The 20364-nt window shown below is 70.8% G+C and carries 19 protein-coding genes; 9 read left to right on the top strand and 10 right to left on the bottom strand.

Annotated elements, in window-relative coordinates; all coding sequences use genetic code 11:
• Positions 1 to 66 precede the first annotated feature (66 nt).
• Both ACFV6E_RS05330 and ACFV6E_RS05325 read right to left on the bottom strand, forming a co-directional pair.
• On the bottom strand, positions 67 to 1047 hold the full coding sequence (locus tag ACFV6E_RS05330; RefSeq protein ID WP_385161600.1) for a pirin family protein: 981 nt from the start codon (positions 1045 to 1047) through the stop codon (positions 67 to 69).
• Positions 1048 to 1201: 154 nt separating this feature from the next.
• A complete protein-coding gene (locus tag ACFV6E_RS05325) occupies positions 1202 to 1669 on the bottom strand; it encodes an SseB family protein (protein WP_385161598.1) in 468 nt (155 codons plus the stop codon).
• A gap of 154 nt (positions 1670 to 1823) precedes the next feature.
• On the opposite strand from ACFV6E_RS05325, the gene ACFV6E_RS05320 reads away from it, so the two are divergent.
• The 3 genes from ACFV6E_RS05320 to ACFV6E_RS05310 all read left to right on the top strand — a co-directional run bounded on the left by ACFV6E_RS05320 (position 1824) and on the right by ACFV6E_RS05310 (position 5562).
• Positions 1824 to 3650 (top strand): acyl-CoA dehydrogenase, encoded by a 1827-nt coding sequence (locus ACFV6E_RS05320; protein ID WP_385161596.1) that lies wholly within the window; start codon positions 1824 to 1826, stop codon positions 3648 to 3650.
• A gap of 270 nt (positions 3651 to 3920) precedes the next feature.
• Positions 3921 to 5213, top strand: coding sequence for a M18 family aminopeptidase (locus ACFV6E_RS05315; protein ID WP_385161594.1), 1293 nt, complete (start codon positions 3921 to 3923; stop codon positions 5211 to 5213).
• 97 nt (positions 5214 to 5310) lie between these two features.
• Positions 5311 to 5562, top strand: a complete 252-nt coding sequence (locus ACFV6E_RS05310; protein ID WP_385161592.1) for a DUF6458 family protein — start codon at positions 5311 to 5313, stop codon at positions 5560 to 5562.
• Between the two features lie 78 nt (positions 5563 to 5640).
• On the opposite strand, the gene ACFV6E_RS05305 is transcribed toward ACFV6E_RS05310, so the two are convergent.
• Positions 5641 to 7467 carry a thioredoxin-like domain-containing protein gene (locus ACFV6E_RS05305; RefSeq protein WP_385459487.1) on the bottom strand — a complete coding sequence of 609 codons (1827 nt, stop codon included), beginning with the start codon at positions 7465 to 7467 and terminating at the stop codon, positions 5641 to 5643.
• 171 nt (positions 7468 to 7638) lie between these two features.
• Here ACFV6E_RS05305 and ACFV6E_RS05300 point away from each other — a divergent pair, with 171 nt between their 5' ends.
• Positions 7639 to 7872, top strand: coding sequence for a hypothetical protein (locus ACFV6E_RS05300; RefSeq protein WP_385176990.1), 234 nt, complete (start codon positions 7639 to 7641; stop codon positions 7870 to 7872).
• An 89-nt stretch (positions 7873 to 7961) separates the two neighbouring features.
• Here ACFV6E_RS05300 and ACFV6E_RS05295 read toward each other — a convergent pair whose 3' ends face one another.
• Complete coding sequence (locus tag ACFV6E_RS05295; protein WP_385459485.1) at positions 7962 to 8444, bottom strand: cupin domain-containing protein; 483 nt, start codon at positions 8442 to 8444, stop codon at positions 7962 to 7964.
• 337 nt (positions 8445 to 8781) lie between these two features.
• On the opposite strand from ACFV6E_RS05295, the gene ACFV6E_RS05290 reads away from it, so the two are divergent.
• Positions 8782 to 9702 (top strand): GlxA family transcriptional regulator, encoded by a 921-nt coding sequence (locus ACFV6E_RS05290; protein WP_385459618.1) that lies wholly within the window; start codon positions 8782 to 8784, stop codon positions 9700 to 9702.
• A complete protein-coding gene (locus ACFV6E_RS05285; RefSeq protein WP_385176987.1) occupies positions 9699 to 10193 on the top strand; it encodes an LURP-one-related/scramblase family protein in 495 nt (164 codons plus the stop codon). The genes ACFV6E_RS05290 and ACFV6E_RS05285 overlap by 4 nt, the downstream gene beginning before the upstream one ends.
• Positions 10194 to 10231: 38 nt before the next feature.
• Here the strand turns inward: ACFV6E_RS05285 and ACFV6E_RS05280 are convergent, their stop codons facing one another.
• On the bottom strand, positions 10232 to 11107 hold the full coding sequence (locus ACFV6E_RS05280) for a carbon-nitrogen family hydrolase (RefSeq protein ID WP_385176985.1): 876 nt from the start codon (positions 11105 to 11107) through the stop codon (positions 10232 to 10234).
• 144 nt (positions 11108 to 11251) lie between these two features.
• Here ACFV6E_RS05280 and ACFV6E_RS05275 point away from each other — a divergent pair, with 144 nt between their 5' ends.
• Positions 11252 to 12076 (top strand): maleylpyruvate isomerase family mycothiol-dependent enzyme, encoded by an 825-nt coding sequence (locus ACFV6E_RS05275; protein WP_385176983.1) that lies wholly within the window; start codon positions 11252 to 11254, stop codon positions 12074 to 12076.
• 38 nt (positions 12077 to 12114) lie between these two features.
• On the opposite strand, the gene ACFV6E_RS05270 is transcribed toward ACFV6E_RS05275, so the two are convergent.
• A complete protein-coding gene (locus ACFV6E_RS05270) occupies positions 12115 to 13410 on the bottom strand; it encodes a nitrate/nitrite transporter (RefSeq protein ID WP_385459483.1) in 1296 nt (431 codons plus the stop codon).
• Positions 13407 to 14090: a GntR family transcriptional regulator gene (locus ACFV6E_RS05265; protein WP_385459481.1), complete on the bottom strand. Its 684-nt coding sequence runs from the start codon at positions 14088 to 14090 to the stop codon at positions 13407 to 13409. Before ACFV6E_RS05265 ends, ACFV6E_RS05270 begins: the two co-directional genes overlap by 4 nt.
• A 200-nt stretch (positions 14091 to 14290) precedes the next feature.
• Here ACFV6E_RS05265 and ACFV6E_RS05260 point away from each other — a divergent pair, with 200 nt between their 5' ends.
• Positions 14291 to 15184 (top strand): D-alanyl-D-alanine carboxypeptidase family protein, encoded by an 894-nt coding sequence (locus ACFV6E_RS05260; protein ID WP_385176977.1) that lies wholly within the window; start codon positions 14291 to 14293, stop codon positions 15182 to 15184.
• 108 nt (positions 15185 to 15292) lie between these two features.
• Here ACFV6E_RS05260 and ACFV6E_RS05255 read toward each other — a convergent pair whose 3' ends face one another.
• Genes ACFV6E_RS05255 through pdhA form a run of 3 tightly spaced genes read right to left on the bottom strand, consistent with a single transcriptional unit; the run spans position 15293 to position 18977 of the window.
• Positions 15293 to 16795 carry a dihydrolipoamide acetyltransferase family protein gene (locus tag ACFV6E_RS05255; RefSeq protein WP_385459479.1) on the bottom strand — a complete coding sequence of 501 codons (1503 nt, stop codon included), beginning with the start codon at positions 16793 to 16795 and terminating at the stop codon, positions 15293 to 15295.
• An 11-nt stretch (positions 16796 to 16806) separates the two neighbouring features.
• Positions 16807 to 17787, bottom strand: a complete 981-nt coding sequence (locus ACFV6E_RS05250) for an alpha-ketoacid dehydrogenase subunit beta (protein WP_385163275.1) — start codon at positions 17785 to 17787, stop codon at positions 16807 to 16809.
• Between the two features lie 2 nt (positions 17788 to 17789).
• Positions 17790 to 18977: a pyruvate dehydrogenase (acetyl-transferring) E1 component subunit alpha gene (gene pdhA / locus ACFV6E_RS05245; RefSeq protein ID WP_385163277.1), complete on the bottom strand. Its 1188-nt coding sequence runs from the start codon at positions 18975 to 18977 to the stop codon at positions 17790 to 17792.
• Positions 18978 to 19386: 409 nt separating this feature from the next.
• On the opposite strand from pdhA, the gene ACFV6E_RS05240 reads away from it, so the two are divergent.
• Positions 19387 to 20055, top strand: coding sequence for a response regulator (locus ACFV6E_RS05240; protein ID WP_385163280.1), 669 nt, complete (start codon positions 19387 to 19389; stop codon positions 20053 to 20055).
• Positions 20056 to 20364 lie beyond the last annotated feature (309 nt).

Raw genomic sequence — 20364 nt, 5'->3', positions numbered from 1 at the left:
GGGCTGTCCTCATGGGACGGCCCGCCCGGGTGACGCGCTCGCGTGACGCGCCCGGCCAGGGGCCGGTCAGCTCTCGGCCGGTCCGTCCGCCGACATCCCGTGCACCGCCGGGATGCTGCCGAGGCGGCCCTTCTGGAAGTCCTCGAACGCCTGCTGAAGCTCCTCGCGGGTGTTCATCACGAAGGGCCCGTAGTGCGCCATGGGCTCGCGGATCGGCTGCCCGCCGAGGATCACGACCTCCATGTCCGGCGTGTTCGAGTCCTGCCGCTCGTCGGCGCGCAGCGTCAGCGAGGAGCCGGCGCCGAAGACGGCGGTCTGGCCGGTGTGCACGGGACGGCGGGCCGTACCGGCGCTGCCGCGCCCGGCGAGGACGTAGGCCAGGCCGTTGAAGTCCTCGCGCCAGGGCAGGGTCACCTCGGCGCCGGGCGCCACCGTCGCGTGGATCATCGTGATCGGCGTGTGCGTGACGCCGGGGCCCTCGTGGCCGTCCAGCTCACCGGCGATGACACGGAGCAGCGCGCCGCCGTCGGGGGTGGTCAGGAGCTGGACCTGGCCGCCGCGGATGTCCTGGTAGCGCGGGGCCATCATCTTGTCCTTGGCCGGCAGGTTCACCCAGAGCTGGAGGCCGTGGAAGAGACCGCCGGACATGACGAGCTGCTCCGGCGGCGCCTCGATGTGCAGCAGGCCCGAGCCCGCCGTCATCCACTGGGTGTCGCCGTTGGTGATGGTGCCGCCACCGCCCTGGGAGTCCTTGTGGTCGAAGATCCCGTCGATGATGTAGGTGACGGTCTCGAAGCCGCGGTGCGGGTGCCAGGGGGTGCCCTTCGGCTCACCGGGCGCGTACTCCACCTCACCCATCTGGTCCATCATGATGAACGGGTCGAGATGGCGGTAGTTGATGCCGGCGAACGCGCGGCGCACCGGGAAGCCCTCGCCCTCGAAACCGCTGGGAGCGGTCGTCACGGTGAGCACGGGACGGGCCACGGCGTCCGCCGGGGCCGCCACACGGGGCAGGGTCAGCGGGTTCTCGACGGTCACGGCGGGCATGTCGGTACCTCCTTGGGCGACGTGCGGACCACTTTAGTTGAGCGTTGAACTTTCTGCCACCCATAACGGAGAACGCCCGGAGGACATTCCCTCCGGGCGCGAGTGGTGAGAGGCGGGACCCCGGCCGTACGGCGCCGGCCCGTGCCGCCGGCCGTCAGCCGTACATGCGGCGCATCGCGAAGTCGACCATCTGCTCCACGGCCTTGGCGTCGAAGACCATGCGGTGCTCGCCCTCCATGTCGAGGACGAAGCCGTAGCCGGTCGGCAGCAGGTCGATCACCTCGGCGCCGGTGATCACGAAGTACTTCGACTCCTTGCCGGCGTACCGGCGCAGCTCCTTGAGCGAGGTGAACATGGGGATCACGGGCTGCTGGGTGTTGTGCAGCGCGAGGAAACCGGGGTTGTCGCCGCGCGGGCAGTAGACCTTCGAGGTGGCGAAGACCTGCTGGAAGTCCTCGGCGGCCATCGAGCCCGTGGTGAAGGCCCGGACCGCGTCCGCGAGGGACGGCGGGGACGGCTCGGGATAGAGCGGAGGCTGCTGGCCGTAGCCCCCGGGCATCTGCTGCTGCGGCGGCGGGGCGTACTGCTGCTGGGCGCCCGCGTTCTGGTCGTAGCCGTACATGACACAAAGAGTACTGAGTCACAGATGACCCATTCGGGGTTGCTTCTTATTACCGACGGGTAGCATCATCGTAGCTACTTGCTGGTATGCGTTGACGAGGCTGGTAGATCCCTTCCGATCCACGGCCTCCCCGATTTCTTACGGAGCCGTCGTCATGGGGCACTACAAGTCGAATCTGCGCGACATCGAGTTCAACCTCTTCGAGGTCCTCGGGCGCGACAAGGTGTACGGCACCGGCCCGTTCGCGGAGATGGACGCCGACACCGCCCGCAGCGTCCTGGAGGAGCTGACCCGCCTCTCGGAGAACGAGCTGGCCGAGTCCTTCGCGGACGCCGACCGCAACCCCCCGGTCTTCGACCCGGAGACCAACACCGCTCCCGTGCCGGAGTCCTTCAGGAACAGCTACCAGGCGTTCATGGACTCGGAGTACTGGCGGCTCGGCCTGCCCGAGGAGATCGGCGGCACCACCTCCCCCCGCTCCCTGATCTGGGCCTACGCGGAGCTGGTGCTCGGCGCGAACCCGGCCGTGTGGATGTACTCCTCGGGCCCGGCCTTCGCGGGCATCCTCTTCGACGAGGGCACCGAGGAGCAGAAGCACATCGCCAAGATCGCGGTGGACAGGCAGTGGGGCTCCACGATGGTGCTCACCGAGCCGGACGCGGGCTCGGACGTGGGCGCGGGCCGCACCAAGGCGGTCCAGCAGGAGGACGGCTCCTGGCACATCGAGGGCGTGAAGCGGTTCATCACCTCGGGTGAGCACGACATGTCGGAGAACATCCTCCACTACGTCCTCGCCCGCCCCGAGGGCGCCGGGCCCGGCACCAAGGGCCTCTCCCTCTTCCTCGTCCCGAAGTACGAGTTCGACTTCGAGACCGGCGAACTGGGCGAGCGCAACGGCGTCTACGCGACCAACGTCGAGCACAAGATGGGCCTCAAGGCGTCCAACACCTGCGAGATGACCTTCGGCGACCGCCACCCCGCCAAGGGCTGGCTGATCGGCGACAAGCACGACGGCATCCGCCAGATGTTCCGCATCATCGAGTTCGCCCGCATGATGGTCGGCACGAAGGCGATCTCCACGCTCTCGACGGGCTACCTGAACGCCCTCGAGTACGCCAAGGAGCGCGTCCAGGGCCCCGACCTGGCGAACTTCATGGACAAGACCGCGCCCAAGGTCACCATCACGCACCACCCGGACGTCCGCCGCTCGCTGATGACGCAGAAGGCGTACGCGGAGGGCATGCGCGCCCTGGTGCTGCACACCGCCGCGATCCAGGACGAGATCCAGGTCAAGGAGGCCGCAGGCGAGGACACCGCCGCCCTGGAGGCCCTGAACGACCTGCTCCTGCCGATCGTCAAGGGCTACGGCTCCGAGAAGGGCTACGAGCAGCTCGCCCAGTCGCTCCAGACCTTCGGCGGCTCCGGCTTCCTCCAGGAGTACCCGGTCGAGCAGTACATCCGCGACGCCAAGATCGACACCCTGTACGAGGGCACCACCGCCATCCAGGGCCAGGACTTCTTCTTCCGCAAGATCGTCCGCAACCAGGGCGCCGCGCTGAACTCCCTCGCCGAGGAGATCAAGAAGTTCCTCGCGCTCGGCCACGGCGGCGAGGAGCTCGCGGGCGCCCGGGAGCAGCTCGCCAAGGCCGCCGTCGAGCTGGAGGCCATCGTCGGCTTGATGCTCACCGACCTCGCGGCCACCGAGCAGGACGTCAAGAACATCTACAAGGTCGGCCTCAACACCACCCGCCTGCTGCTGGCCTCCGGTGACGTCGTCGTCGGCTACCTGCTGCTGCGCGGCGCGGCCGTCGCCGCCGAGAAGCTCCAGACCGCCTCCGCCAAGGACAAAGCCTTCTACACCGGCAAGATCGCGGCCGCGAAGTTCTTCGCCGCCAACGTCCTGCCGGGCGTCACCGGCGCCCGCAAGCTCGCCCAGGGCGTCGACCTGGACCTGATGGAGCTGGACGAGGCGGCGTTCTAGAAGGCGGCTTTCCGGAAGGCGGCTTTCTGTTCTGGAAGCGGCTTCCTGGAAGGCGGCGTTCCAGGCCGTCAGGCCGTCTGTTCCGGCTCCGTCATGGGCACCCCTCGCCGGGTGCCCATGACGATCCGGGCGCCAATACCGCAGCCGGGTACGGTCCGTCCAGCGGAACGTATGCTTCCGGCCAGGGCACCCGCCCCCTTCACATCCCCTCCACGAGGCCCGTTCCCCATCCCGGGGAGCGGGCCCTCGCGCGTCGTTAAGGTGAACACCATGCGCACATCCACTCGCTTCGACCGCGGCCACACCGACGATCTGATGGCCTTCCTCGCGGCCTCGCCCACGCCGTACCACGCCGTGGCGAGCGCCGCCGCGCGTCTGGAGAAGGCCGGATTCCGTCAGGTGGCCGAGACCGACGCGTGGGACGGGACGACCGGCGGCAAGTACGTGCTGCGCGGCGGCGCCATCATCGCCTGGTACGTCCCTCAGGGCGCCGCGCCGCACACCCCGTTCCGGATCGTGGGCGCCCACACCGACTCCCCCAACCTGCGGGTCAAGCCGCTCCCCGACACCGGTGCGCACGGCTGGCGCCAGGTCGCGGTCGAGATCTACGGCGGTCCGCTGCTCAACTCCTGGCTCGACCGCGACCTCGGTCTCGCCGGGCGGGTCTCACTGCGCGACGGCAGCACCCGCCTGGTGAACGTGGACCGCCCGCTGCTGCGCGTCCCGCAGCTCGCTGTCCACCTCGACCGCTCGGTCTCCGCCGACGGCCTCAAGCTCGACAAGCAGCGGCACTCGCAGCCCGTCTGGGGTCTGGGCGACGGCCGGGAGGGCGACCTCATCGCCTTCGTCGAGCAGGAGGCGGGGCTCGCGGCCGGCGACATCACCGGCTGGGACCTGATGGCGCACTCCGTCGAGCCGCCCGCCCACCTCGGCCGCGACCGCGAGCTCGTCGCCGGGCCGCGCATGGACAACCTGCTGTCCGTGCACGCCGCGACCGCCGCCCTGGCCGCGGTCAGCTCCTCCGGCGACCTCTCCTACATCCCCGTACTCGCCGCCTTCGACCACGAGGAGACCGGCTCCCAGTCGGACACCGGCGCCGACGGTCCGCTGCTCGGCAGCGTCCTCGAACGCTCGGTGTTCGCCCGCGGCGGCACCCTGGAGGACCGCGCCCGCGCCTTCGCCGCCACCGTCTGCCTCTCCTCCGACACCGGCCACGCCGTCCACCCCAACTACGCGGAGCGGCACGACCCCACCCACCACCCGCGCGTCAACGGCGGCCCCATCCTCAAGGTCAACGTCAACAACCGCTACGCCACGGACGGTTCGGGCCGGGCGATCTTCGCCGCCGCCTGCGACAGGGCCGGCGTGCCCTTCCAGTCCTTCGTCTCCAACAACTCCATGCCCTGCGGCACCACGATCGGGCCCATCACCGCCGCCCGGCACGGCATCAAGACCGTCGACATCGGCGTGGCCATCCTGTCCATGCACAGCGCGCGCGAACTCTGCGGCGTTGAGGACCCGTTCCTGCTGGCGAACGCCCTGACGGCGTTCCTGGAGGGCTAGCCGGGGCCGGAAGAACGGATTCGGCATGCCCTGCCCGGCCCCGGGTACTCGGGTTGAGCCTGAGAAACGCCAAGTTGGCAACAGGGAGGCGACACCCATGGGCCTGGGCGGGTGCATCATTCTGATCGCGGTGGGGGCCATACTCACCTTCGCGACCGACTGGGACATGCAGGGGGTTAACCTCGACCTGGTCGGCATCATCTTCATGATCGTCGGTCTCATCGGAGTGGCGACGTTCAGCTCCATCGCCAAGCGGCGGCGCATGGTCGTGCCGCCCGCCACCACCACCGTGGTCGAAGAGGACCGGCACCACCACCACGGCGGCTACAGCGACGGCTACGGCGCCTGAGCACGGCCGTACGACAGCAGCAACACAGACGGTTCCACGCGGTGGGGGACGGCCACGGCCGTCCCCCACCGCGCTGTGTCAGCCCTCGTCCATCCCGGCCAGGACCAGCGGCAGCCGCTCCGCGCCGCCCTCGGCCAGGACGACCGGCACGCCCCAGTCCTGCTGGTGGACATGGCAGGCCGGGTATTCGTTGGCCGGATCGTCGTCGCAGGAGGCCGCCATCGCGGACACGTGCAGCACCCCCTCCGTGACGGCCGGGTTCAGCTCCACCACGCGCGACAGGTCCGTGCCCGCGCCCTCGCCGCCGAGCAGCAGCTCCGCGGGCGTGGAGGAGACCAGCAGCCGGGTGGACGGGCCGTACCGCGTGTCCAGCTTCTGACCCGCCGGGGCCTGGAAGACGACGTCCAACCGGAGCTTCCCGGGGGCCACTTCGGTCGCCGCGCGCTGCGTACGGTGCGCCACCGCGTCCACCCGGACCGAGTCCTCGGGCAGTCTCAGCCGCGTCAGCCGGTGCCGCGCCGACTCCACGACCACCACGTCACCGCCCACCACGACCGCGTCGCTCGGCTCCCGCAGGTCCGTCGCCAGCGTCGTCACCACGCCCGTCGCCGGGTCGAAGCGGCGCAGCGCCTGGTTGTACGTGTCGGACACCGCCACCGAGCCGTCGGGCAGCGCGGTCACCCCCAACGGGTGCTGGAGCAGCGCCTGTTCCGCCGCGCCGTCCCGGTGCCCGAAGTCGAACAGGCCCGTGCCGACCGCCGTGCGCACCTCGCCCGTACGGTCCACCCAGCGCAGCGCGGACGTCTCGGAGTCCGCCAGCCACAGCCGCTCGCCGTCGGCGGACACCGCGAGACCGGACGGCTGGGCGAACCACGCCTCACCGGCCGGGCCGTCCACCAGGCCCTCGTTCGTCGTCCCGGCCGCGACACCGACCGTGCCCGCCGCCGGGTCGTACGCCCACAGCTGGTGCACGCCCGCCATCGCGATCCACACCCGCCCGTCGAAGACGGCCACGTCCCACGGCGACGACAGGTCCACCTCGCGCGCGGGGCCCGAGGCCGGCGAGCCCTGCCACCACTGCCGGCCCGTCCCCGCGAGTGTCGTCACCTCGCCGCTGTCGAGGTCGAGGCGGCGCAGCGCGTGGTTCACCGTGTCGGCGACCACGACGCCGCCGTCCGCCAGCAGGGCCAGCCCCTGCGGTTCGCTGAAGCTCGCCGATTCCCCGGGGCCGTCCGTGAAACCGCGCGCGCCGCTGCCGATCCGCCGGACCACCGACTCGGCGTCCGGGCCCAGCTCCACCAGTTGGTGCCGGGTCGTGTCGCTCACCAGGAAGTTCCCCGACGGCAGCAGCAGCGCCTTGCCCGGGAAGCGGAGGTCCGTGGCCACCGGCTCCGGCGCCACGTAGGGACCGTCGCCGCGCCGCAGGGTTCCCTTGGCCTCGTGCTCGGCCTCCAGTTCCTCGACGAGCCGCTCGATCGCGTGCGCGTGGCCCTCGCCCGCGTGCTGCGCGACCACGTACCCCTCGGGGTCGATCACGACGAGCGTCGGCCACGCCCGCACGGCGTACTGCTTCCAGGTGGCCAGCTCGGGGTCGTCGAGCACCGGGTGCTCGACCCCGTACCGCTCGACGGCGTCCTCGACCGCCCCGTGCTCCGCCTCGTGCACGAACTTCGGCGAGTGCACTCCGATGATCACCACCGTGTCCCGGTGCTTCTCCTCCAGCTCCCGCAGCTCGTCCAGGACATGCAGGCAGTTGATGCAGCAGAAGGTCCAGAAGTCCAGGACGACAATGCGTCCTCGCAGGTCGGCGAGGCTGTACTGGGTGCCTCCCGTGTTCAGCCAGCCGCCCTTGCCGATCAGCTCGGGGGCGCGGACGCGGGCGCGGCGCGGTGCGGTGCGGTTCATGGATCAAGGGTGCCACTTCGCCCGGCGACACCCCGTCCGCCTGTGGATAACTCGACCGCCCGCCACCCGGATCCGGTCACACTCCGTACGCGGACTTCCACGGGATGCGAACGCGCCGGGGCCGGGTGATGCTCGATGCAGGCAGGGGGGCGACTGCAAGGGAGCAGTTCCATGGCACGACAGCCCGATGAATCCATGCGTGAACCCGGACTGCGGGACTACGACGCGCTGCGCGACCCCGACGCCCCGCGCGACCGCGACGGCCTGCGGGACCCCGAGGGCATGGAGGACAGGGACCGCGGGCGGCGCGGTTCGGACGCCGGGATGCCCGGCGCGAACGACCGCGCCCGCCCCGACGACCTCGGCATCGAGGACGACGAGACGTGGGCGGAGGGCTACCGGTAACGGCGCCCCACCGCATGTGGAGCCCCCGCGGTCGGCCGACCGCGGGGGCTTCCCGCCGTGCCGGGCGCCGTGCCGGGCGCCGTGCCGGGCTACGCCAGCCTGTGTCCCGTCGTCGCGTCGACGTGGTCGGGCACCTCCTCGTGGCGGTCGCCCACGGTGAGGGTGCCGGTGGGTTCGAACATCAGGATGGCGGCTCCGCCCGGGGCGACCGGCCTGTGCTCGGTGCCGCGCGGGACGGTGAACACGGAGCCCCTGGGCAGGACGACGGCCCGCTCGCCCCCGGCCTCCCGCAGCTCGATGGTCAACTCACCGTCGAGGACCAGGAAGAACTCGTCGGTGTGGTCGTGCGCGTGCCAGACGTGCTCGCCCTCGACCTTGGCCACGCGGACGTCGTAGTCGTTCACGGCCGTGACGATCCGGGGGCTCCAGAGGTCGTCGAACGAGGCCAGCGCGTCGGCGAGGGAGACGGGGAGGCCGGACGCGGACGCCGGTGAGGCGGAGGCCGGTGCCGGTGCCGGTGCCGGTGCCGCGGAGGCGGACGTGAACGCGGAGTTGGCGGGTTCGCTGCTCATCGGTCCATCCTCGGCCGGGCCGCACCGCGCCCACGAGTGCTAGAAATCGCGTATGCCGCAAGAATCCTCGCAGCCGGTACGGCCTTCAGGAACACAGCCGGTCCCGGTACGGCCTTCAGCAACACAGCCGATCCCGGTACGGCCTTCAGCAACACAGCCCATCTCGGCACGGCCTTCAGCAACACAGCCCATCCCGGCACGGCCTTCAGAAACACAGCCGATCCCGGTACGGCCTTCAGGAGCACAACGGGAACGGCGGTCGGGACCGCAGCCGGTACGGCCGCCCGCGCCCCACCGGATCGTGCTGCTCGTCGACGAGAACTCCAACCCCTTCGAGATGAGCTGCGCCATCGAGGTCTTCGGGCTGCGCAGACCCGAACTCGGCCGTGAGCTGTACGACTTCCGGCTGTGCGCGGCGGCGCCGCTGACCCGGATGCGGGACGGTTTCTTCACCCTCGGCGGGATCGCGGGCCTGGCGGCGGCCGAGGAGGCGGACACGCTGATCGTGCCGAACCGGCCCGACACCGACACCCCGCGCTCCGAGGACGTGCTCGACACCGTGCGCCGGGCGCACGCGCGGGGCGCCCGGCTCATCGGCTTCTGCTCCGGTGCGTTCACCATGGCCGAGGCCGGGCTGCTGGACGGTCGGCGGGCCGCCTGCCACTGGATGTGGGCGGACTCGTTCCGCGCCCGTTTCCCTCGGGTCAGGCTGGAGCCGGACGTGCTCTTCGTGGACGACGGCGACATCCTCACGGCGTCCGGCAGCGCCTCCGCCCTCGACCTGGGCCTGCACGTCGTACGCCGGGACCACGGCGCCGAGATCGCCAACGCCGTGTCCCGGCGGCTGGTGTTCGCCGCGCACCGCGACGGCGGCCAGCGCCAGTTCGTGGAGCGCCCGCTGCCCGACGTACCGGACGAGTCCCTGGCGCCGCTGCTGGCCTGGGCGCAGGAGCGGATCGGCGAGCCGCTCACCGTGGCGGACCTCGCGGCCCGCGCGGCCATCAGCCCGGCCACGCTGCACCGGCGCTTCCGCACGCAGCTCGGCACGACCCCGCTGGCCTGGCTGACCGGGGAGCGGGTGGCGCTCGCCTGCCGGCTCATCGAGCGCGGCGAGGAACGGCTGGATGTGGTCGCTCGGCACAGCGGTCTGGGCACCGCCGCCAACCTGCGGATACGGTTGCGGCGCGAGACGGGGCTCAGCCCGTCGGCCTACCGGCGGCGTTTCGGACCCGCGGCCGGGGAAGCGGTGATGGCATGAGATATCTCGTACGCGACCGGCTCCTCGGCTTCGGCGAGGACTACTGGATCGAGGACCAGCACGGCGACAAGGTCTTCCTGGTCGACGGCAAGGCGATGCGGCTGCGGGACACCTTCGAGCTGAAGGACGTCCGGGGGCGTGTCCTCATCGACATCCACCAGAAGATGTTCGCCCTGCGGGACACGATGGTGATCGAGCGGGACGGCGATCCCCTGGCCACCATCAAGCGCAAGCGCCTGTCGCTGCTGCGCAACCACTACCGCGTGTCCCTGGTCGACGGCACCGAACTCGACGTCAGCGGCAAAATTCTGGACCGCGAGTTCGCCATCGACTACGGCGACGAGCTGCTGGCCCAGATCTCCCGCCGGTGGCTGCACGTCCGCGAGACCTACGGCGTCGACATCGTCCGGGACGACGCGGACGACGCACTGCTGATCGCCGTGGCGGTCTGCGTCATCCACCTGGCCGACAAGGAACGGGGGGAGGACTGAGCCGCCGCACCCGTCTGCCCGCCGGATCCCCGGCGGCCTCAGCGCCGGGGCGTCCCCAGCCCCAGGACCCGGTCCTTCAGCGCCGGGAACTGTTCCCGGGTCGCCCCGACCTTCGCGGGGTCGAACTCCACGGTGAGGACCTCCTCGCCGGCGCCCGCCTGCGCGAGCACCTCGCCCCACGGGTCCACCACGATCGAGTGACCGGCCTGGGGAACTCCCGCGTGCGTCCCGCCCGTTCCGCATGCGAGGACGAACGCCTGGTTCTCGACCGCCCGCGCCTGGGCCAGCAGCGTCCAGTGGGAGCGGCGCCGCTCGGGCCAGCCGGCCGGAATGACCAGCGTCTGCGCCCCCGCGTCGACGAGCCCGCGGAAGAGCTCGGGGAAGCGCAGGTCGTAGCAGGTCGCGAGGCCGAGCGTGGTCTCCGGCAGAGCGACGGTGACCAGGTCCGTCCCGGCGCCCATCAGGACGGCCTCGCCCTTGTCGAAGCCGAAGCGGTGGATCTTGCGGTAGGAGGCGGCGAGTTCGCCGCCGGGGGAGAAGACGAGGGAGGTGTTGTAGAGCGTGCCGTCGGCGCCCCGCTCGGGGACGGAGCCCGCGTGCAGCCACACACCGGCGTCGCTCGCCGCCTTGGCCATCAGCTCGGCGGTCGGCCCGCCGGGACCGGCCTGACCGGCCTGACCGGCCTGCTCGTGGAGGGCTGCCTCGGTACCGGGACCGGCCTCGCCGGCCGGCTCGTGGAGGGCCTCCGCCTCGGTGCCGAACGCCTCGTAGGCGAACGCTCCGGTCGTCCACAGCTCCGGCAGGACCACCAGATCCGCACCGGCTTGTTCCCGTACCAACGCGGCCACGCGCCGCCTGCGCGAATCGACCGATTCGTCCTCGTCTACGCCGATCTGGATGAGGGAGGCGCGCACAGTACCACCGTCCTGGCATTCGAGCTGTCTTTACGGGCCTACGATCGTCACACGAAAGCACTGCCGGGGTGCCTCACAGCAGCGTAACTTAGCGTTCCAAGACACCCACTGCCCGCGTACCGACCGCCCGAGGGGTCCCGTTCCGTGAGTCTGCATCCCAGCCTTCAGTCCTACGCCGACGCCTGGACCCACTCCGTGGAAGCCATATCCGAGCTGGTGTCGCCGCTTGTCGAGGGCGAGTGGAACCGCCGGACGCCCTGCCCCGGCTGGTCGGTCCGGGACCTCGTCTCGCACGTCATCGGCCTCGACTGCGAGATGCTGGGCGACCCCCGGCCGATCCACACCCTCCCCCGCGATCTGTACCACGTGACGAACGAGCACCAGCGGTACATGGAAATGCAGGTCGACGTCCGGCGCCACCACACGGCCCCGGAGATGACGTCGGAGCTGGAGTACACGATCATCCGCAGGAACCGCCAGCTCAGGAACGAGTCGCGGACCCCGGACACCAAGGTGCGCGGCCCGCTGGGCACGGAGCCGACCCTGGAGGAGTCCATGCGGTACCGGGCCTTCGACGTGTGGGTGCACGAGCAGGACCTCCGGGCCGCCCTCGGCCGGCCCGGCAACCTCGACTCCCCGGGCGCCCAGGTCGCCCGTGACGTGCTGCTGTCCGCCCTGCCGAAGGTGGTCGCCAAGGACGCGGGCGCGCCCGCCAACTCCGCGGTCGTCTTCGACGTACACGGCCCCGTCGAGTTCCTGCGTACGGTCCGGGTCGACGCGGAGGGCCGCGGCACGATAGACGGTGCCCCCTCCCTCGGCCCCGCCGCCACCCTCACCCTGGACTGGGAGACGTACGTCCGGCTGGCCTGCGGGCGGGTCGCCGCGGAGGCCGTCGCCGACCGCATCAAGACCGAGGGCGACCCGGGCCTGACGACGGCGATCCTCAGGAACTTCGCCGTCACACCCTGACCCCGGGACGCCTCCCGAACTTCTAGCGGCGCAGGCCCCTACGCCGGTACGTGCACCGTCTCCACGCGGCTGGCCACCAGCCGCTCCCGCTCGCGGCGGGCCGCCTGCCCGCGCAGCCGGAAGATCTGGCCGAGGCCGATCGCCTGGAGCACGAACACCGCGGAGAACGCCACGCGGTAGTCCTCACCGGTCGCGTCCAGCAGCACGCCGATCAGCAGCAGCGTCGTCATCGAGGCGACGAAGCCGCCCATGTTCGTGATGCCGGACGCGGTGCCCTGCCGCTCGGGCGGGTTGGCGGGCCGGGAGAAGTCGAAGCCGATCATGGAGGCGGGCCCGCAGGCGCCGAGCACCACGCAGAACACCACCAGCAGCCACATCGGCGCGTGCTCGCCCGGCCAGAAGACCGTCGTCGCCCAGACCGCCGCGGTGGTGCCCACCGTGCCGAGCGCCAGCGGCAGCCGCGCCGCGTGATGCCGGGCCACGATCTGCCCGTAGACCAGGCCGACCACCATGTTGGACAGGACGACCAGGGTCAGCAGCTCGCCGGCCGCGGCCTGGGTCATGCCCTGCGCCTCCACCAGGAAGGGCAGGCCCCACAGCAGCAGGAAGACCATCGCGGGGAACTGCGTGGTGAAGTGCACCCACATCCCGAGCCGGGTGCCCGGCTCCCGCCAGGACTGCGCGATCTGGCGCCGTACGTAGGCGGCCCCCTGGTGCGGGAAGGGCTCCGGCTCGTGGCCCTCGGGGTGGTCCTTGAGGAAGAGCAGCAGCAGGACCAGGACGACGACACCGGCGAGCGAGCTGCCCGCGAACGCGGCCGTCCAGCCGATGCCGTGCAGCAGCCGGGCGATCACCAGCGTGGAGACCAGGTTGCCCGCCATGCCGACGAGACCGGCGAGCTGCGCGACCAGCGGGCCGCGCCGGGCCGGGAACCAGCGGCTGCCGAGCCGCAGCACGCTGATGAAGGTCAGCGCGTCCCCGCAGCCGAGCAGCGCGCGCGAGGCCAGCGCCGTGCCGTACGACGGGGAGAAGGCGAAGCCGAGCTGGCCCGCGGTGAACAGCACTACGCCGATGGTCAGCACCTTCTTGGTGCCGAGCCGGTCGACCAGCAGGCCGACGGGTATCTGCATGCCCGCGTAGACCAGGAGCTGGAGGATGGAGAAGGTGGACAGCGCGGAGGCGCTCACGTGGAAGCGGTCGGCCGCGTCGAGCCCGGCCACGCCCAGCGAGGTGCGGAAGATGACCGCGACGAAGTAGACGGCGACGCCGATGCCCCAGACGGCGACGGCGCGCCGCCCGCCGGGCGGGTCCCCGGGCAGTGCCGTGGTGCTCATCGGACCTCGCCCCGGGCCAGGTCGGAGAACCAGTTGACGTGGCGGTGCACGATCCCGACGGCCGCCTCGGCGTCGCCGGAGCGCAGCGCCGTCAGGATCTCCTCGTGCTCGCTGAGCGTCTTGGCGATCCGGTCGGGGTGCGCGTGCATGACCGCGACGCCCATCCTGAGCTGCCGGTCGCGGAGCTGGTCGTAGAGGCGGGAGAGGATCTCGTTGCCGCCGCTGCGGACGATCTCGGCGTGGAAGCAGCGGTCGGTGACGGCGGCGGCCGCGAAGTCACCGGCGGCCGCCTGCTCCTTCTGCTGCGCGAGCAGCTCTTCCAGGCGCTCCAGGAGCGGCGCCGGGGCCGGTACGGCCTTGCGGGCCGCGTGCTCCTCGACGAGCTGACGGGTCTCGACGACGTCCGCGATCTCCTGGGCGGAGACGGGCAGCACGAGCGCGCCCTTCTTCGGGTAGAGCTTGAGCAGCCCCTCGGCCTCGAGCCGGAGCAGCGCCTCCCGTACGGGCGTGCGCGAGACGCCGACGGCCTCGGCGAGCTCGCCCTCGGTGAGCAGCGTGCCGCCCTCGTAACGGCGGTCCAGGACGCCCTGCTTGACGTGGGCGTAGACGCGGTCGGCGGCGGGCGGGGTCTTCACGGCTTTCGCGGCGGGAGTGGAGGCGGGAGCTGGGGCGACAGGCATGCGCACATGATAGATACAACACGTACGCATGCCCCGTCCGGTCCATCATGTGAAATGCGGGCGCCCCCGGCGTAATCCAGGTCACAGAAACAACTGCCGTTTCCCGTGCATCCCTTTGCCCTTCTGGGGTGTCTGTGAGTAGGACGGCCCTTCCATGTGCCGTTCTCCCAGGGGCATTTCGCGCATTCGGAGCGATCATTTTGAAAACCGGCATCAAGGGCATTCGCGTTCGCAGGGCCACCGCCGTCACCGTGACCGCCGGCGCCGTACTGGCGGCCGGGGCCTTCACCGCCGCGCCCGCGCAGGCCGTCACCAAGCCCACGATCGTCGCCAAGGGCGGCTTCGTGATGAACAACGGCACCGGCAAAAGCCTCTACACCAAGGCCGCCGACACCCGCCGTTCCACCGGCTCCACCACCAAGATCATGACCGCCAAGGTCGTGCTCGCGCAGTCCAATCTCAACCTGGACGCCAAGGTCACCGTCCAGAAGGCCTACAGCGACTACATCGTCGCCAACAACGCCTCCTCGGCCCGGCTGATCGTCGGCGACAAGGTCACCGTCCGCCAGCTCCTCTACGGGCTGATGCTCCCGTCCGGCTGCGACGCCGCGTACGCGCTCGCCGACAAGTTCGGCAGCGGCTCGACCCGCGCCGCCCGCGTGAAGTCGTTCATCGGCAAGATGAACGCCTCCGCGAAGAGCCTCGGCCTGAAGAACACCCACTTCGATTCCTTCGACGGCATCGGCAAGGGCTCCAACTACTCGACGCCGCGCGACCTCACCAAGATCGCCAGCAGCGCGATGAAGAGCTCCACCTTCCGGTCCATCGTGAAGACGAAGTCGACCAAGCAGAAGGTCACCACCAAGAGCGGTGGTTACCGCTACATGAACTGGTCGAACACCAACAACCTGCTCAGCGACTACAGCGGCAGCATCGGTGTGAAGACCGGCTCGGGCCCGGAGGCCAAGTACTGCCTCGTCTTCGCCGCCACCCGCAACGGCAAGACGGTCATCGGCACGGTCCTCGCCTCCTCGTCGGTCGCCAACCGCACGTCGGACGCGAAGAAGCTGATGACGTACGGCTTCGCCAAGTAACGGCGCCCACCTGTACGGAACACGGGAGAGGGGCCGGCCGCTCGAAGCGGCCGGCCCCTCCTCCGTGTGCGGTGGCTACCGCCTCCTCCGTGTGCGGTGGCTACCGGCTCACGTCCAGGCGATCAGCCGCTTGGGCTGCTCGAGGATCGCCGCGACATCGGCGAGGAACTTCGAGCCCAGCTCGCCGTCGATCAGACGGTGGTCGAAGGACAGCGCCAGCGTCGTGACCTGCCGGGGCTTCACCTTGCCCTTGTGGACCCACGGCTGGAGCTTGATCGAGCCGACCGCGAGGATCGCGGACTCGCCGGGGTTGAGCAGCGGCGTGCCCGTGTCGACGCCGAAGACACCGACGTTCGTGATCGTGATCGTGCCGCCCTGCATCGCCGCCGGGGAGGTCTTGCCGTCCCGGGCCGTCGTCACCAGCTCGGCGAGGGACCGCGCCAGCTCGGGGAGCGTCTTGGCGTGGGCGTCCTTGATGTTCGGCACGATCAGGCCGCGCGGGGTGGCCGCCGCGATGCCCAGGTTCACATAGTGCTTGCGCACGATCTCCTGGTTGGCCTCGTCCCAGGCCGCGTTCACGTCCGGGTGCCGCTTGAGCGCGACCAGCAGCGCCCTGGCGATCAGCAGCAGCGGATTCACCCGCAGGCCCTCGGTCCCGTACTTCTCGGGCGACTGCTTGAGCTCCTCGACGAGCTTCATCGTGCGCGTCACGTCGACCGTCACGAACTCCGTGACGTGCGGCGCGGTGAACGCGGAGTTCACCATCGCCTGCGCGGTGGCCTTCCGGACACCCTTGACCGGGATCCGGGTCTCCCGCGCGCCGTCGTACGAGGCGGGGGCGACGGGCGCCGGGGCGGCGGCCGGGGCCTCGGCCACGGAAGGGGCCTCGGGCTCGGCGGCCGGGGCCACCGCGGCGTGCACGTCGTCCCGCGTGATGACGCCGTCGGGGCCCGACGGGGTCACCGAGGCGAGGTCCACGCCGAGGTCCTTGGCGAGCTTGCGGACCGGCGGCTTGGCCAGCGGACGCTGCCGCGCCCCACCGTGGTCCGCGGTGCCGCTGCCTGCCGTGTCCTGACCTGCCGTGCCGTGACCGTTCAGCTCGGACTGGAGCGCGGCGGCGGCCTGCTGTGCGTCGGCCGTCGGCCGGCCGTCGGCCCGGTCCCGGGGCTCGGCGCCCTTGCGGGGTCGGCGCTTGGTGGAGGACTCCGCCACCCCGTACCCGACGAGGACCGGCTGGCGGCCCTCCGGCTTCGGCTCGGCGGGCTCCCCGCCGGCCGGAGCCTCGGTGGTGGCCGGGGCCTCGGCCACGGGTGCCTGGGCGGCGGGCTCCACGGCGGAGGTCCCGCCGGACACGTCCACCGCGATGATCACCTGGCCGACGTCCACCGTCGTCCCCTCGGGGAAACGGAGTTCGCGCACCACACCGTCGTACGGGATGGGCAGCTCCACGGCGGCCTTGGCCGTCTCGACCTCGCAGACCACCTGGCCGTCGGTGACCGTGTCACCCGGCTGTACGTACCACTTGAGGATCTCGGCCTCGGTGAGACCCTCGCCCACGTCGGGCATCTTGAACTCGCGCAGCCCGGGCGCGGTACCGGTCATCGTCGTCACGAGCCTCTCCCTCAGTACGCCAGCGAGCGGTCGACGGCGTCGAGCACCCGGTCAAGACCCGGCAGGTACTCCTCCTCCAGGCGCGCCGGCGGGTACGGGGCGTGATAGCCGCCGACCCGCAGGACGGGCGCCTCCAGGTGGTAGAAGCACCGCTCGGTGATGCGGGCGGCGATCTCCGCGCCCGTGCCCAGGAACACCTGGGCCTCGTGCACCACGACCAGCCGGCGGGTCTTCTCGACGGACCTCTGGACGGTGTCGAAGTCGAGCGGCGAGATGGAGCGCAGGTCGACGACCTCCAGGGACCTGCCCTCCTCCTGGGCCGCGGCGGCGACCTCCAGGCAGACCTTGACCATCGGGCCGTAGGCCACCAGCGTCAAGTCACTGCCCTCGCGCACCACGCGCGCGGTGTGCAGCGGGCCCGGGATCGCGTCCGTGTTGACCTCGGCCTTGTCCCAGTAGCGCCGCTTGGGCTCGAAGAAGATCACCGGGTCGTCGCTCTGGATGGCCTGCTGCATCATCCAGTAGGCGTCCTCCGCGTTCGAGGGGGAGACCACCTTCAGGCCCGAGACGTGCGCGAACAGCGCCTCCGGGGACTCCGAGTGGTGCTCGACCGCGCCGATGCCGCCGCCGTAGGGAATGCGGACGACGACGGGGAGCTTGATCTTGCCGAGCGCTCGCGCGTGCATCTTCGCGAGCTGCGTGACGATCTGGTCGTAGGCGGGGAAGACGAACCCGTCGAACTGGATCTCCACCACCGGCCGGTACCCGCGCAGGGCGAGGCCGATCGCCGTGCCGACGATGCCGGACTCGGCGAGCGGGGTGTCGATGACCCGGTCCTCGCCGAAGTCCTTCTGGAGGCCGTCGGTGACCCGGAAGACACCGCCGAGCTTGCCGACGTCCTCGCCCATGATCAGGACCTTGGGGTCGGTCTCGAGGGCCTTGCGCAGCGATTCGTTGATCGCCTTGGCCAGTGCCATCTTTTCCGCAGCCATCGCTACTTGACCTCCCCTTCGTCCGCGAACGACGCCTGGTAGGCGGCGAACTGGGCGCGCTCCTCGTCGACGAGCGCGTGCCCGTCCGCGTACACGTTCTCGAAGATGGCGAAGCGGTCCGGGTCCGGCATGGCCCGCACCACTTCGCGTACTCGCTTGCCCAACGCCTCGCTCTCGGCCTCGAGTTCCGCGAAAAATCCCTCGTCCGCGTGGTTTGACTTCTCCAGGTACGTGCGCAGGCGCAGGATCGGGTCCTTCGCCTCCCACGCCTCGCGCTCCTCGTCGGCCCGGTACTTGCTCGGGTCGTCGGAGGTGGTGTGGGCGCCCATCCGGTACGTGTACGCCTCCACGAGCGTGGGCCCCTCGCCGTTGCGGGCCCGCTCCAGGGCCCACTTGGTGACGGCCAGGCAGGCGAGGACGTCGTTGCCGTCGACGCGGACGCCGGGGAAGCCGTAGCCCTGCGCGCGCTGGTAGAGCGGGACGCGGGTCTGCTTCTCGGTCGGCTCGGAGATCGCCCACTGGTTGTTCTGGCAGAAGAACACCACAGGGGCGTTGTAGACCGCGGAGAAGGTGAACGACTCGGCGACGTCGCCCTGGCTGGAGGCGCCGTCACCGAAGTAGGCGATCACGGCCGAGTCGGCGCCGTCCTTGGCGACGCCCATGGCGTAGCCGGTGGCGTGCAGGGTCTGCGCGCCGATGACGATCGTGTACAGGTGGAAGTTGTTGCTGTTGGGGTCCCAGCCGCCGTTGTTCACACCGCGGAACATGCCGAGCAGGTTGGTGGGGTCGACCCCGCGGCACCAGGCGACGCCGTGCTCGCGGTAGGTCGGGAAGACGTAGTCGTCCTCGCGGGTGGCCCGGCCCGAGCCGATCTGCGCGGCCTCCTGGCCGAGCAGCGAGGCCCACAGGCCCAGCTCGCCCTGGCGCTGGAGGGCGGTGGCCTCGGCGTCGAACCGCCGGGTGAGCACCATGTCGCGGTAGAGACCGCGCAGCTCCTCGGGGGTGATGCCGGCGACGTACGCGTCGTACGTGGCGTCCTTGACCCGCTTGCCCTCGGGCGTCAGCAGCTGGACGAGCTCGGGCTCCGTGCCCGGGCCCTTCCTCGCGGCGGCGCCGGTGCGCTTGCTCGCGGCGCTCTTCGTACCGGCGCTGCGTCGCGGCTTGCGCGCGGCAGTGCTCTCCACGGTCACGTGTGCTCCTCCGTCGGTCCGGCCCCCGGGGTTGCCGGGTGGCTGGGAATCCCCCCAGCTCCGTGAGCTCGGGGGAACGGCTCGCCTGTTCCCTGACCCGTGCACGGGGTGGGTGCCACTCGGCCGGGAAACAGGCGTGACAGGTGCCCCGGCGAGCGCCCTGCAACATGCACGTTACCCAGTGCTCCACATTTCTGTGAAACCCCTCCTGACCTGCGTTTTTGCTTGGATTTCCAAGTATTTTTGCTAGGAATTCCAAGCATCTCCGCAAAGTCCGGAACACTTGCTGGTCACAGCCTTGCAGGGGGCCGGAACACCGGCACGTTATCCCGGGCGCCCCGGTGACGGGAAGACTCTTTCGCAAGCGGACCGAATGGTCGTATGGGAAAGCGCGTGGGAAACTGTCCGCGTGCGCGAAGATGGAAAAATCACCGTATTCCTCCTCGATGACCATGAGGTGGTGCGCCGGGGGGTGCATGAACTGCTCTCCGGGGAGGACGACATCGAGGTGGTCGGCGAGGCCGGAACGGCGGCCGACGCCCTGGTGCGGATTCCGGCCACCCGGCCCCGGGTCGCCGTCCTCGACGTACGGCTCCCGGACGGCAGCGGCGTGGAGGTGTGCCGCGAGATCCGCTCGCGCGACGAGGGCGTCCAGTGCCTGATGCTGACCTCGTACGCCGACGACGAGGCCCTGTTCGACGCGATCATGGCGGGCGCCTCGGGCTATGTCCTGAAGGCCATTCGCGGCACCGAACTGCTGGCGGCCGTCCGCGACGTCGCCGCCGGGAAGTCCCTGCTCGACCCGGTGGCCACGGCCCGGGTCCTGGAACGGCTGCGCGACGGCGGCAGCGGCGGGGGCGACGACCGCCTGGCCCGCCTCACCGAGCAGGAACGCCGGATCCTCGACCTGATCGGCGAGGGCCTGACCAACCGCGCGATCGGCGAACGGCTCCACCTCGCCGAGAAGACTATCAAGAACTACGTCTCGAGCCTGCTGTCCAAGCTCGGCATGGAACGCCGCTCCCAGGCCGCGGCGTACGTGGCGCGCGTACAGGCGGGGAGGCAGCGGCAGCCCTGAGCGCGAGCCACGGACCATCCTCACGGCAACGTACGGACCGGGGCTCACCGTGATCCACGGGCGGGGTTCCGTCGTGCTCCACGGACCGGGGCTTAGAGCCTGTGTCATATCCCCGGCCGGGCGTGCGACGCCTGGCACGCACGCTCGCCGCGTTGCCGAAACGTCCTAGTAGCTCCGCTACGAGGACGCTCCGGCGCCTTGCGATCGCACGCACCAGACGCCGCACGCTGATCCGACCGGAGATATGACACAGGCTCTCACTCAGGACTTATGGCCCCCGATGACAGGCCCGCCGCCCCTGTTCCGTCC

The sequence above is a fragment of the Streptomyces sp. NPDC059785 genome (assembly GCF_042732375.1).
Classification (GTDB): Bacteria; Actinomycetota; Actinomycetes; order Streptomycetales; family Streptomycetaceae; genus Streptomyces.
This window is presented reverse-complemented; position numbering and strand designations above follow the sequence as displayed.